The sequence below is a fragment of the Nitrobacter sp. TKz-YC01 genome, assembly GCF_047824785.1.
GTDB lineage: Bacteria > Pseudomonadota > Alphaproteobacteria > Rhizobiales > Xanthobacteraceae > Nitrobacter.
The window spans coordinates 3,149,085-3,161,583 of record NZ_CP181167.1; the positions used below are offsets into that span (position 1 = coordinate 3,149,085).

10 protein-coding genes are annotated in these 12,499 nt (G+C 64.1%); 9 read left to right on the plus strand and 1 reads right to left on the minus strand.

Annotated features, from left to right (window positions below):
- Positions 1-197: 197 nt before the first annotated feature.
- Complete coding sequence (locus tag ACMYR2_RS15040; protein ID WP_347264238.1) at positions 198-593, minus strand: response regulator; 396 nt, start codon at positions 591-593, stop codon at positions 198-200.
- 292 nt (positions 594-885) lie between these two features.
- Between ACMYR2_RS15040 and ACMYR2_RS15045 the strand changes: the two genes are divergently transcribed.
- The 9 genes from ACMYR2_RS15045 to mutL all read left to right on the plus strand — a co-directional run bounded on the left by ACMYR2_RS15045 (position 886) and on the right by mutL (position 12,499).
- Positions 886-1,869, plus strand: coding sequence for a bifunctional riboflavin kinase/FAD synthetase (locus ACMYR2_RS15045; protein WP_347264237.1), 984 nt, complete (start codon positions 886-888; stop codon positions 1,867-1,869).
- A gap of 17 nt (positions 1,870-1,886) precedes the next feature.
- Positions 1,887-2,423 (plus strand): sugar O-acetyltransferase, encoded by a 537-nt coding sequence (locus ACMYR2_RS15050; RefSeq protein WP_347264236.1) that lies wholly within the window; start codon positions 1,887-1,889, stop codon positions 2,421-2,423.
- 170 nt (positions 2,424-2,593) lie between these two features.
- Positions 2,594-5,713: an isoleucine--tRNA ligase gene (ileS, locus tag ACMYR2_RS15055; RefSeq protein ID WP_347264235.1), complete on the plus strand. Its 3,120-nt coding sequence runs from the start codon at positions 2,594-2,596 to the stop codon at positions 5,711-5,713.
- The gene (gene lspA, locus ACMYR2_RS15060; RefSeq protein WP_347264234.1) at positions 5,710-6,207 is read left to right on the plus strand and encodes a signal peptidase II; all 498 of its coding nucleotides are present in this window, start codon (positions 5,710-5,712) and stop codon (positions 6,205-6,207) included. Before ileS ends, lspA begins: the two co-directional genes overlap by 4 nt.
- A gap of 78 nt (positions 6,208-6,285) precedes the next feature.
- Complete coding sequence (locus ACMYR2_RS15065; protein ID WP_347264233.1) at positions 6,286-7,008, plus strand: hypothetical protein; 723 nt, start codon at positions 6,286-6,288, stop codon at positions 7,006-7,008.
- Positions 7,009-7,323: 315 nt separating this feature from the next.
- Entirely contained in the window at positions 7,324-8,718 is a 1,395-nt protein-coding gene (locus ACMYR2_RS15070) for a pitrilysin family protein (RefSeq protein WP_347264245.1), read from the plus strand.
- A gap of 29 nt (positions 8,719-8,747) precedes the next feature.
- Complete coding sequence (locus tag ACMYR2_RS15075) at positions 8,748-10,109, plus strand: M16 family metallopeptidase (RefSeq protein WP_416194109.1); 1,362 nt, start codon at positions 8,748-8,750, stop codon at positions 10,107-10,109.
- A gap of 39 nt (positions 10,110-10,148) precedes the next feature.
- Positions 10,149-10,568 carry an alternative ribosome rescue aminoacyl-tRNA hydrolase ArfB gene (arfB, locus tag ACMYR2_RS15080; RefSeq protein WP_347264244.1) on the plus strand — a complete coding sequence of 140 codons (420 nt, stop codon included), beginning with the start codon at positions 10,149-10,151 and terminating at the stop codon, positions 10,566-10,568.
- 119 nt (positions 10,569-10,687) lie between these two features.
- The gene (gene mutL, locus ACMYR2_RS15085) at positions 10,688-12,499 is read left to right on the plus strand and encodes a DNA mismatch repair endonuclease MutL (RefSeq protein ID WP_416193241.1); all 1,812 of its coding nucleotides are present in this window, start codon (positions 10,688-10,690) and stop codon (positions 12,497-12,499) included.

Below are 12,499 nucleotides of genomic sequence, written 5' to 3' on the forward strand. Positions count from 1 at the left end.
TGCGCTTTCCATTTGTCATGGCCGGGCATAGCCGTTCATCGAACGGCGTCGCTTACGCTCGCCTATGGTCCCGGCCATCCACGTCTTTCTCGCTGAATCGCCGCCAAGACGTGGATGCCCGTGACAAGCACGGGCATGACGGAAGACGTATCGTCAGAGTAGAAATCGAAACGGCGTCGGCTCGAAAGCGCCAACGATTACGCCGGGACGTTGTCCGGGAATACCGCTTCGATCTTGTTCTTCAGCGTCGCGGCGTTGAACGGCTTGACGATGTAATTGTTCACCCCGGCCTTCTTGGCGGCGATGACGTTCTCGGTCTTGGACTCGGCCGTAACCATGATGAACGGCGTCGTGGCGAGATTGGGATCGGCACGGACTTCCCTGAGCAGGTCGTAGCCGGTCATCGGCTCCATGTTCCAGTCGGAGATCACGAGGCCGTACTTCTTGGTGCGCATCTTGTTCAGCGCCGCCGAGCCGTCGCTGGCGTCGTCGATACTTTCGAACCCAAGCTGCTTGAGCAGATTCCGGATGATGCGGATCATCGTGTTGTAGTCATCCACCACCAGAATGGACATCGAAAAGTCAACTGCCATGGTGAGCCCCCTGCACGCAGATTCTGTGTGTGCCGAATTTCGTCCAGGGCCCGCTGAAGCGAGCCCATCCTCGAAGCAAATACCGGTATCTTCCACCCGGTCACTCGCCCTGCGAGTAGGCCCGCATGATTACCACCAGCCCTTAAACAGCGCGTTAACCGGATGTCGAAGTCCGCAAGTGTCCCGCCGGAGGGCAAGCCGAAGTGTCCCGCCGGAGTTGCAAGCTGACTTGACTTCGATCCGGCCGCGGCATCACGGTCCGCCGCTGGAACCGTTCAATGAATTCTTACAAATGACCTCGGGATTCACGATTATCCGCGACACCGCTCCCGCTGACGCCATCCGAAGGGGAGGCGTGGTGGCGATGGGCAATTTCGACGGCGTTCATCTCGGGCATCGCGCGGTGATCGCGGCCGCGCTCAGGATGGCGCGCTTGCGCGCAAAGCCGGCCTTCGCGGTGACCTTCGAGCCGCATCCGCGCAAATTTTTCAGCCCGAACACCCCGCAGTTCCGCCTGACCGACGAAACCAACAAGCTGCGGCTGCTGGCGGGCACGGGTCTCGCGGGCGCCGTGGTCATGACCTTCGACGCCGCGCGGGCCGGCACGACGGCGCAAGATTTCATTCACCATGACCTGATCGAACGTCTTGGAGTGAGCGCCGTCGCCGTCGGATATGATTTCCACTTCGGCAAGGGCCGGGTGGGATCGCCGAGCCTGCTCGTCAGCGAGGCCCCCCGCCTCGGGATCGAGGTGGACGTGCAGCCCCATGTCGACTTTGAAGAGCGTCCGGTCTCGTCCAGCGCCATCCGCATGGCGCTGGCGGAAGCCCAGATCGCGAGCGCCACCGCGATGCTCGGCGGGCCGTGGTTCGTGACCGGCGAGGTGATCCACGGCGAGAAGCGCGGGCGCGGTCTCGGCTATCCCACCGCCAACATCCGCCTCGACCGGGATTGCGGCCTCAGGCACGGCATCTACGCGGTGCGCGTCGGCCATGGCAGGGGAAAGGATCATCGGCGCTTCGACGGCGTCGCGAGTTTCGGCCGCCGTCCGACATTCGATAACGGCGCGCCGCTGCTCGAGGTCTTCCTGTTCGACTTCCAGGGCGCCCTCTACGGCGCCATGCTGGACGTCGCCTTCATCGGCTTCATCCGCGAGGAATTGAGGTTCGATGGCGCCGAGGCGCTGGTGCGTCAAATGGACGATGACGCCGCCCGCGCCAGAATCCAGCTCGCGGCCGCGCCTGATGCATTTCCAAAGCTGGGAGACATCACCTGAAAACGGAAAAGCAGAAGATGCTCGCGGGCGAACCGTATCGCCCTGGCGATCCGGAGATCCAGGCCGAGCAAGGCGCGAACAGCGCATGGCTCGCGCGCTACAACGCAGCGGTGGCTCTTCCGGCGGCCCAGCGCCACGCACTGCTCGCGCAGCACCTTGGCCGCGCCGGCGCGGACGTCGTGATCCGGCCGCCGTTCTTCTGCGATTTCGGCTACAACATCTTTCTCGGCGACGGCGTATTTCTCAACTTCAACTGCGTTATCCTCGACGTGGTCCATGTCACGATCGGCGATCGCACCCAGATCGGGCCAGCGACCCAGATCTATGCCGCCGATCACCCCCGTGACAGCCTGACAAGGCGCGACGGAGTGGAGTTCGGCCGGCCTGTTCGAATTGGCTCCGATGTCTGGATCGGCGGCGGCGCGATCATCCTCCCCGGCGTCGTGATCGGCGACGGGGCGGTGATAGGCGCCGGCAGCGTGGTGACGCGGGATGTCGCGGCCGGCGTCACGGTGGCGGGAAATCCTGCGCGCCCTATCGCGGGCAGAGGCTGAATCGCGACGAGCGCTTTGCCATTGCTCCGGCCGCCTGCTATGGAAAGCTCCATGTTTGCGCGGCGCACCATCATAAGCATTAGCGGCCCGGCTTTCGCCTGAGCTTCGCTCGGCGCAAGACCGGGATCGCCTCCCCTTTTCCGCGCCACTCAGCCAAAGCCAGAAGCCTTATGTCCGACAAGCCGCAGAAGTCCGTCGCGAAAACCGACGCCCCCGATTACGCCAAAACTCTTTTTTTGCCGCAGACGGAATTTCCGATGCGCGCCGGGCTGCCGCAGCGCGAGCCGGATATCCTGAAGCGCTGGACCGATATCGATCTTCACGGGCAGCTTCGCGCGCGCGCGAAAGGACGGCCGAAATTCGTGCTGCACGACGGCCCGCCCTACGCCAACGGCAGCATCCATATCGGCCACGCGCTCAACAAGATCCTCAAGGACGTGGTGACCAAGAGCCAGCAGATGCTTGGGCACGATTCCAACTACGTGCCGGGATGGGACTGCCACGGCCTGCCAATCGAATGGAAGATCGAGGAGGAGAACTACCGCTCCAAGGGCAAGACGAAGCCGAACTTCAAGGATCCGGCGGCGATGGTGGCGTTCCGCAAGGAATGCCGCGCCTATGCAGAGCACTGGCTGAACGTCCAGCGCGAACAGTTCAAGCGTCTCGGCATCATCGGCGACTGGGATCATCCCTACGCCACCATGACCTATCCGGCCGAGGCGCAGATCGCGCGCGAACTGATGAAGTTCGCCGCCAACGGCACGCTCTATCGCGGCTCCAAGCCGGTGATGTGGAGCGTGGTGGAGAAGACCGCGCTGGCGGAAGCCGAGGTTGAATACGAGGATTACATCTCGGATGCGGTGTGGGTGAAGTTTCCGGTCGCTCATGCCAATCTCACAGACATCCACGAGCAGGCGACTGATAAAGACTTGACTCCTTACCGGTGCGCGATCGAGTTGTTGAAGGAGAGTTCAGTCATCATCTGGACCACCACGCCTTGGACCCTTCCGGGCAATCGGGCAGTCAGTTTCTCAGTCGACATCGCGTACGCTATTTATGAGGTAACCGAGGCGCCTTCTGGAAATTGGGCGAAAGTTGGCGATCGATATATCTTGGCTGAAAAATTGGCATCGGAAGTTTTCAAACAGGCCAAGGCGAGGTTTACACGACTTTGTCCGCTCGAATTCGAAGGCGGAGCAGCAAGTATCGACCTAGCGTGCAGGCACCCTCTGAACGGTTTCGCTGGCGGTTATGAATTCGTTGTCCCGCTGCTGAACGGCGATCACGTAACAGACGACGCAGGGACAGGCTTTGTTCACACAGCACCGGGGCATGGTCTAGAAGATTTTGGGATTTGGACAGCGAGCACAAGAGAACTTTTGGCGAGAGGGATCAATCCAACTATTCCATCCATTGTTGATGAAAATAGCGCTTTCACCGATCATGCTCCGGGCTTTGTCGGTAAGCGAGTTTTCAACGAAAAGGGCGATAAAGGCGATGCGAATACCGCAGTTATCAGTGCTTTGATCGATGCGGGAATGATGATCGGCCGCAAACCATGGAAGCATCAATATCCACATTCATGGCGCTCGAAAAAGCCGGTCCTTTACCGCAATACACCGCAATGGTTCATTGCAATGGATAAGGCGATCACTGGTAAGGTTACGTCACGACTCGTTCCAGCAAGTAAGGAAACGCCAGAGTTTGTAAACAACAAATCGCCGGATACTCTACGAAATCGGGCCTTGGACGCCATCAGCGTCACCCGATGGGTGCCACCCGCTGGCGAGAGGCGCATCACCGGCATGATCGCCAACCGTCCCGACTGGGTGATTTCGCGCCAGCGCGCCTGGGGCGTGCCGATCGCGGTGTTCGTGCGCGAGAAAGGCGACGGCTCCGCCGAGATCCTGATCGACGACGCCGTCAACCGGCGCATCAGCGATGCCTTCGAGAAGGAAGGCGCGGATGCCTGGTACGCCGAGGGCGCGCGCGAGCGTTTCCTGGGCGATCGCGCGGACGAGGACTGGAGCAAGGTCGACGACATTCTCGACGTCTGGTTCGACTCCGGCTCGACGCACGCTTTCGTGCTGGAAGATCCGGTGCATTTTCCCGGCCTCAAGGACATCAAGCGCAAGACCGATGGCGGCCAGGATACCGTGATGTATCTGGAAGGCAGCGACCAGCATCGCGGCTGGTTTCATTCCTCGCTGCTGGAAAGCTGCGGCACCCGCGGCCGCGCGCCTTACGACGTGGTGCTGACCCACGGCTTCACGCTCGACGAGAACGGCCGCAAGATGTCGAAATCGCTCGGCAACACCGTCGATCCGCAGAAGGTCATCAAGGATTCCGGCGCCGACATTTTGCGGCTGTGGGTCTGCGCGACGGATTACGCCGACGACCAGCGCATCGGCCCCGAGATTCTCAAGAACACCATCGAGACCTACCGCAAGCTGCGCAACACCATCCGCTGGATGCTCGGCACGCTGCATCACTTCGATCGCGGCGAGGCGGTGGCGTTCGCTGATATGCCCGAGCTTGAGCGGCTGATGCTGCATCGGCTTGCGGAGCAGAGCGCTGTGGTGCGCAACGCCTATGCCGAGTTCGATTACAAGACCGTGGTGGCAAGTCTCGCGGCCTTCATGAACACCGAACTGTCGGCGTTCTATTTCGATATCCGCAAGGATACGCTTTATTGCGATCCGCCGTCGTCACCGGCGCGCAGGGCCGCGCTGACCGTGATCGACACGCTTTGCGACGCGACCCTGAAATGGCTGGCGCCGGTGCTTTCGTTCACGACCGAAGAGGCGTGGCGGCTGTACCGGCCGGACGCGGAGCCGTCGGTGCATCTGACGCTGTTCCCGGAGAGCTTCGACAATTTCCGCGACGACGCACTGGCCGCGAAATGGGAAACCGTCCGCGCCGTGCGCAGCGTCGTCACCGGCGCGCTGGAACTGGAGCGGGCCGCCAAGCGGATCGGCTCCTCGCTCGAAGCCTCGCCGATCGTCTATGTCGCCGACCGCGCGATGCTCGGCACATTGTTCGACGTTGACCTCGCCGAGGTCTGCATCACGTCTAACTTTGAAGTGCGCGAGGGCGATGCCCCCGCCGACGCGTTCCGTCTGCCGAACGTCCAGGGCGTCGCCGTGGTGATCGAGAAAGCCGCTGGCGCCAAGTGCGCCCGATCGTGGAAGATACTGCCGAGCGTGGGCAGCGACGGCGAGTACCCCGACGTATCGCCGCGCGACGCGCAGGCGCTGCGGGAGTGGAAGGCGCTCGGAGTCACCGTGTGACCCCCGTTTTGCGCTCCGGCATCATTGCGGCCGTCGCGGCGCTGATCGCCGATCAGGCGTCCAAGCTCTGGCTCCTGTTCGCGTTCGATATCGGCCATCGCGGCGCCGTCAGGGTCACCCCGTTCTTCGATCTGGTGCTCGCCTGGAACACCGGCATCAGCTACGGCTGGTTCCAGACCGACAGTCCGGCGGGCGCGGCGATCCTGCTCGTGATCAAGGCCGCCGCAGTGGTACTGCTGGCGGTCTGGATGGCGCGGTCGCAGACTCGCATGGCCGCAATCGGCCTCGGCCTGATTATCGGCGGCGCCATCGGCAACGCCATCGACCGCTTCGCCTATGGGGCGGTGATGGATTTCGCGCTGTTTCACCTGCAATACGCCGGTCAAACCTATAGCTGGTATATCTTCAACATTGCCGATGTGGCGATCGTTGTCGGGGTGATCGCCCTGTTGTATGATTCCTTCATCGGGACCTCCGCCGCAAAAGCGCCCTGATCACGGACGATAGGGGGCTTGCCCGGGTTAAAGCAGCCTTTGCCGCGATCCGGTGAAAAGCTGAACAGGATGAACGCGATGCGCAACACCGAACAAAACGGTTGGGATGTGCTCAGGGCCGCGGCAACGCTGCTGCGCGGCGCTCAACTGGCGACGGCTGCCGCGGGGCTCGCCGTCGTTCTGTCGGCCGGCATGGCGCATGCCCAGGACGATGATAGCACCTTCGAGGAAGGGATTATCAAGAAAGTCATGCGAGGCCTCGGCGCCACCAGCATGGAAAACTCGGATATCGAGTACCGCGAGCGGTCGCCGCTGGTGATCCCGCCCAGCACCGAGTTGCCGCCCCCCGGCTCGGGCCTGGGCGCGACCGAAGCGAACGATCCGAACTGGCCGAAGGACCCCGACGTTCAGCGTCGCAGGGAGGCGGCCGCCGCGAGGAAGGACCGCACGCTGTTATTGCCCTGGGAAAACGGACAATCGATCCTGCCCAGCAAACTCGCCAAGGGTTCGGCCTCCGCAAAGCGGGCCGAGACGAACCAGGGGAGTGATGAGGGCGGTTCTCTCAATAACCCGTCGCTCAGCCCTTCAAAGCTCGGCTTCGTCGGCAAGCTCAGCAACCTGTTCGGCGGCAACAAGACGGAAACGGCCCCGTTCAAGGGCGAGCCTGAACGTGAAAAACTCACGCAGCCCCCGGTCGGCTATCAGACCCCGTCGCCGAACTTCGCTTACGGCACCGGACCGAAGGAAGCCCTCGGCAACACCTATACCGATGTCAACACCGGCAAGGAACGCACCTATTAGAACCCGTCACCGGTTCATGGAAGCGGTGACGGACTCTTGCTTTGATGTTTGACGCGTTTTCTTCACGCGAACCGGACGCGAAGTCCTGATCCTCGACAGTTCGAGCCGGAAACGCGCTGCCGGACGGGCACGAGCGGTCAAGCTCAATCCCGCCGGAGCGTTCCTTTGAATGGAATCGGAAGGGGTATCTCCGTTTTGGTTTGACGTATCCACGTCAAACCTATCCACTTCACGCAAGCACTCCAGCAAGGATTGGCTCCAGCAAAGGATTGACGGTAACGTGACCCCCCAGACAAATTGCCGCCGGTGCGCGCCATGATGGCGGCGCGACGAGTGGCCCTCCCCGGCTTCGCGGCACTGACCGTGTATCTTGCGGCCCTGCTGGCCTCGCCGCCAGCGCCGGCGCAGACCGTCACCTCCCCGCCTCCTGTCACGTTCACGCTGGCCAACGGGCTCGGGGTCGTGGTCATTCCCGACCACCGGACACCGGTGGTCACCCAGATGATCTGGTACAAGGTCGGTTCGGCGGACGAAACGCCCGGCAAATCGGGACTCGCGCATTTCCTCGAGCACCTGATGTTCAAGGGTACCGCCAGGTATCCGGCCGGCGAGTTCTCCCAGACCGTGCTGCGCGTCGGCGGCGAGGAGAACGCCTTCACCAATTTCGACTACACCGGTTACTATCAGCGCGTGCCGCGCGATCAACTCGCCGCCATGATGGCGTTCGAGGCCGACCGCATGACCGGCCTGGTGCTGAAGGACGAAAACGTGCTGCCCGAGCGCGATGTCGTGCTCGAGGAATACAACATGCGCGTCGCCAACAATCCGGACGCGCGGCTCGTCGAACAGATCATGGCCGCGCTGTATCTCAACCATCCCTACGGCCGCCCGGTGATCGGCTGGCGCCAGGAGATCGAGAAGCTCACCCGGGAAGATGCGCTGGCCTTCTACAAACGATTCTACGCGCCGAACAATGCCACGCTGGTGATCGCAGGTGACGTGGACGCACAGAAGATCCGTCCTGAAATCGAGAAGACGTTCGGACAGGTGCCGTCGCAGCCCGCCATTCCGAGCACGCGCATCCGTCCGCAGGAGCCGCTCCCGGCCGCGCCGCGGACGGTCACGCTCGCGGACGCCCGCGTCGAGCAGCCGATGCTGCGGCGCTACTATCTCGTGCCCTCCTCGACCACCGCCGCCGCCGGCGAAAGTCCCGCGCTCGATGTGCTCGCGCAATTGATCGGCGACGGCAGCAACGCCTATCTCTACCGCGCGCTCGTCGTCGACAAGCAGCTCGCCGTCAGCACCAACGCGACCTATCAGGGCACCGCTGTCGATGCGAGCTATTTAGCGGTCGCGGTCGCGCCGAAGCCCGGCGCGGACTTTGCCGCGATCGAGCAGGCCATCGATGCCGTGATCGAAAATCTCATCAAGAACCCGATCCCCGCGGAAGACCTCGAGCGCGTCAAGACCCAGCTGATCGCGCAGGCGGTCTACGCTCAGGACAGTCAAACGACACTGGCGCGCTGGTACGGCGCGGGCGTCACGGTCGGATTGAGCGTCGACGAGATCAGGAACTGGCCGGACCGCATCCGTGCGGTGACCGCCGCGCAGATTCAGGACGTCGCGCGGAAGTGGCTGGTCAAAACGCGCTCGGTCACCGGATATCTCATCAAGGACACCACGCCGGCCCGCGAGGAGAAACGATCGTGAGACGCCTTGGGACCAGCGCGGGGCGCGGCCTGCTCGCCGCCGTATGTTTCGCGGTCATCAGCTTCGCCGCCATCCCCTCTTTCGCCGCGACGAAAATCCAGCATCTGGTGACGCCGGGGGGCATCGAGGCCTGGCTCGTTCAGGACGCCACCGTGCCTCTGGTGGCCATGGAATACGCGTTCGCGGGCGGCGCGGCGCAGGACCCGCCCGGCAAGCCGGGCGTCGGCCACCTGGTCGCCAGCCTGCTGGACGAGGGCGCCGGGGATCTCAACTCCAGGACCTTTCGTGAACGGATGGAGCGCCGGGCCATCGAACTCAGCTTCACGATCCAGCGCGACCGGCTCCGTGGCTCGTTGCGGATGCTTAGGGAACACAGCGACGAAGCGTTCGGCCTGCTGCGGCTCGCCTTGACCTCGCCGCGGTTCGACGCCGACGATGTCGAGCGCATCCGTTCGCAGATCCTGTCCCACCTGCGCCGCAGCTCGACCAATCCGAACGCACTCGCCGGCCGCGCATTCCTCAAGCTGGCATTCGGCGATCATCCCTACGGTCATCCCTCGCACGGCACGCTCGAAAGCGTCCCGACGGTCAGGATCGACGACCTCAAGGATTACGTGCGGCGGGTGGTGGCGCGAGACAGGTTGAAGATCACGGTCGTGGGCGATATCGAGCCGGCGGCTCTCGCAAAGATGCTGGATCAGACCTTCGGAAGCCTGCCGGCGAAGGGCGACCTCAGGCCCGTGCCCGACGTCATCGCCGCGAAGCCGCCGCAAAGCGCATTCGTTCCGCTCGACGTGCCGCAGACCGTGGTCATGTTCGGAGGCGCCGGCGTCAAGCGTCACGACCCGGATTTCATGGCGGCCTACATCAACAACCATATTCTCGGCGGCGGCTCCCTGTCGTCCAGGCTCTATCGGGAGGTTCGGGAAAAACGTGGTCTCGCCTATTCCGTCTCGCAATCGCTGCTATGGATGGACCATTCGGCGCTGTTCGCCGGCACCACCGGGACCCGCGCCGACCGCGCCGGCGAGAGCATCGATGCCATCAACAGCGAGATCAGGCGCTTTGCCGAGAACGGGCCCACGCAGAAAGAACTCGACGAAGCCAAGTCCTATGTGAAGGGATCGCAGATGCTGGAGCTCGACACCTCATCGAAGCTCGCCACCGGCCTCTTGCAGTATCAGACGGACGATCTGCCGATCGACTACATCGAGAAGCGCAATTCCATCGTCGATGCCGTCACCCTCGACCAGGCGAGATCGGTCGCGAAGCGGTTGTGGGGACAAGGGCTTCTCACCGTGGTCGTGGGGCGCTCGCCCCAGGCGGCGGCGCGACCCGCGGCGGCGCAGCCGCCCGCAACGCCGCCCGCACCTCAGCCCGCCGCGCATTAGAGCATGATCCCGCGGGCCGGATGAGATCTGGTGAATGCCATGCTGCGGATCACCCGCACCATCGTCATCGACGAAAACGACATCGAGATCAGTTTCATTCGCGCCTCGGGTCCGGGCGGCCAGAACGTCAACAAGCTCTCGACCGCCGCGCAGTTGCGCTACGATACGCGCCGCCTGACGCTCGCCCCTGATATCGCCGCGCGGCTCGCCCAACTCGCAGGGCAGCGGATGACCCGGGACGGTGTGATCGTCATCCACGCCCAGCGCTTTCGCACCCAGGAGCGCAACCGCGCGGACGCCACCGACCGCCTGATCGAATTGCTGCGCCAGGCCGCGATCCGTCCAACCCCGCGCCGCGCCACCAAGCCGACCCTCGGCTCGAAGCAACGCCGGCTGGAGAGCAAGAAGCGCCGCGGCGACGTGAAGGCGAAACGCGGACGCACCTCTTCCGAGGACTGACGGACCCGCCGCGCGTTCCCGCACACATTCCCCAATCAAGGCGGGACGTCCGGTTTTGCCCCCATGCAATCGGCGCGGCGAACGCTTACACTCGGCCGCAGCCAGAATCGAGCCGCACCATGCCCGTCCGCCAGCTTCCCGAGACCATCGTCAACCGCATCGCCGCGGGCGAAGTGGTCGAGCGTCCGGCGAGCGTCGTCAAGGAGCTGGTGGAGAACGCGATCGACGCCGGGGCGACCCGCATCGACGTCTTCACCGATGGCGGCGGACGGCGGCGGATCGGCGTCACCGACGACGGGGCCGGCATGGCGAAGGGCGACCTCGCGCTGGCGGTCGACCGCCATGCCACCTCGAAACTCGACGACGAGGATTTGCTGGGCATCCGCACCCTGGGCTTTCGCGGCGAGGCGCTGCCCTCGATCGGAGCGGTGGCCAGGCTCTGCATCACCACGCGCGAGGCCCGCGAGCCGCATGCGTGGTCGCTCACGGTGGAAGGCGGACGAAAATCCGAGATCATTCCGGCCGCGCTGACCCAAGGCACGCGCGTTGAAGTCGGCGATCTCTTTTATGCAACGCCCGCGCGGCTGAAATTCCTCAAGACCGATCGCACCGAGGCCGAGGCGATCCGCGAGGTGGTGCGGCGGCTGGCGATGGCGCGGCCGAATATCGGCTTCACCCTCGCAGGCGAGGAGCGTGCGCCGGTGACATGGACGGCGGCGCTCCCCGGAGCGGCGGGACGTTTGACGCGACTGGGCGACATTCTCGGCGGAGACTTCCGCGCCGCCGCCATCCCGGTGCGCGCCGAACGCGAGGGCGTGATCGTCGAGGGATTCGCCGCCGCGCCGTCGCTGACCCGCGCCAACGCGCTCGGCCAGTATCTGTTCGTCAACGGCCGTCCGGTGCGCGACAAGCTGATCCTCGGCGCGGTGCGCGCGGCCTATTCCGATTACCTGCCGCGCGACCGTCACCCGGTGGCGGCGTTGTTCGTCACAGCCGATCCGCGGGAGGTCGACGCCAATGTCCATCCCGCGAAGACGGAAGTGCGGTTCCGGAACGCCGGGCTGGTGCGCGCGCTGATCGTGCACGCGCTGAAGGAAGGTCTGGCGCGCGAGGGGCGACGCACCGCCGCGAACAGCGACGGCGCGGTGCTCACGGCTTTCCGTCCCGCGCCCTCCTCGCGTTCCGCCAACTGGGATTGGCGGCAATCGCCCGCCGCGCCCGCCGACGCGCGGCCATGGGGCGGCGGATCGCCTGCGGCCGCATTCGCCGAAGCCGGCCAGACCGCGCTCGATGTCGGCGCGCCCAGCGCCGACGTGCGCTTTGACGCTCATCCCCCTCTTGATCTGGTCGATCGGCCGCTCGGCGCGGCGCGCACCCAGCTCCACGAAACCTACATCGTGTCGCAAACCCGCGACGGCCTGATCGTCGTGGACCAGCACGCCGCGCATGAACGCATCGTTTATGAGCGGCTGAAGACGGCGCTTGAGCGGGACGGCGTACAGCGGCAGATCCTGCTGATCCCCGATATCGTCGAACTGGATGAAGCGACGGTTGAAAAGCTGATCGACCGCGCGCGTGAACTGGAAAAATTCGGCCTCGCCATCGAGTCCTTCGGTCCCGGCGCGGTCGCCGTGCGCGAGACGCCGTCGCTGCTCGGCAAGGTCAACGCGGCCGCGCTGCTGCGCGATCTCGCCGAACACATGACGGAGTGGGAAGAGACGCTTCCGCTCGAACGGCGGCTGATGCATGTCGCGGCCACGATGGCCTGTCACGGCTCGGTGCGCGCGGGGCGGATTCTCAAGCCGGAGGAAATGAACGCGCTGCTGCGCGAGATGGAAGCCACGCCCAATTCAGGTCAGTGCAACCACGGCCGCCCGACCTATGTGGAATTGAAGCTCGACGATATCGAGAAACTGTTCGGGCGGCGGTGA

Excerpts from the sequence above, each read along its gene's own strand:
- ileS (WP_347264235.1), top strand. The coding sequence starts at position 2,594 with ATGTCCGACAAGCCGCAGAAGTCCGTCGCGAAAACCGACGCCCCCGAT.
- mutL (WP_416193241.1), top strand. The coding sequence starts at position 10,688 with ATGCCCGTCCGCCAGCTTCCCGAGACCATCGTCAACCGCATCGCCGCG.
- ACMYR2_RS15065 (WP_347264233.1), top strand. The coding sequence starts at position 6,286 with ATGCGCAACACCGAACAAAACGGTTGGGATGTGCTCAGGGCCGCGGCA.
- ACMYR2_RS15070 (WP_347264245.1), top strand. The coding sequence starts at position 7,324 with ATGATGGCGGCGCGACGAGTGGCCCTCCCCGGCTTCGCGGCACTGACC.
- arfB (WP_347264244.1), top strand. The coding sequence starts at position 10,149 with ATGCTGCGGATCACCCGCACCATCGTCATCGACGAAAACGACATCGAG.
- ACMYR2_RS15050 (WP_347264236.1), top strand. The coding sequence starts at position 1,887 with ATGCTCGCGGGCGAACCGTATCGCCCTGGCGATCCGGAGATCCAGGCC.
- ACMYR2_RS15045 (WP_347264237.1), top strand. The coding sequence starts at position 886 with ATGACCTCGGGATTCACGATTATCCGCGACACCGCTCCCGCTGACGCC.
- ACMYR2_RS15040 (WP_347264238.1), bottom strand. The coding sequence starts at position 593 with ATGGCAGTTGACTTTTCGATGTCCATTCTGGTGGTGGATGACTACAAC.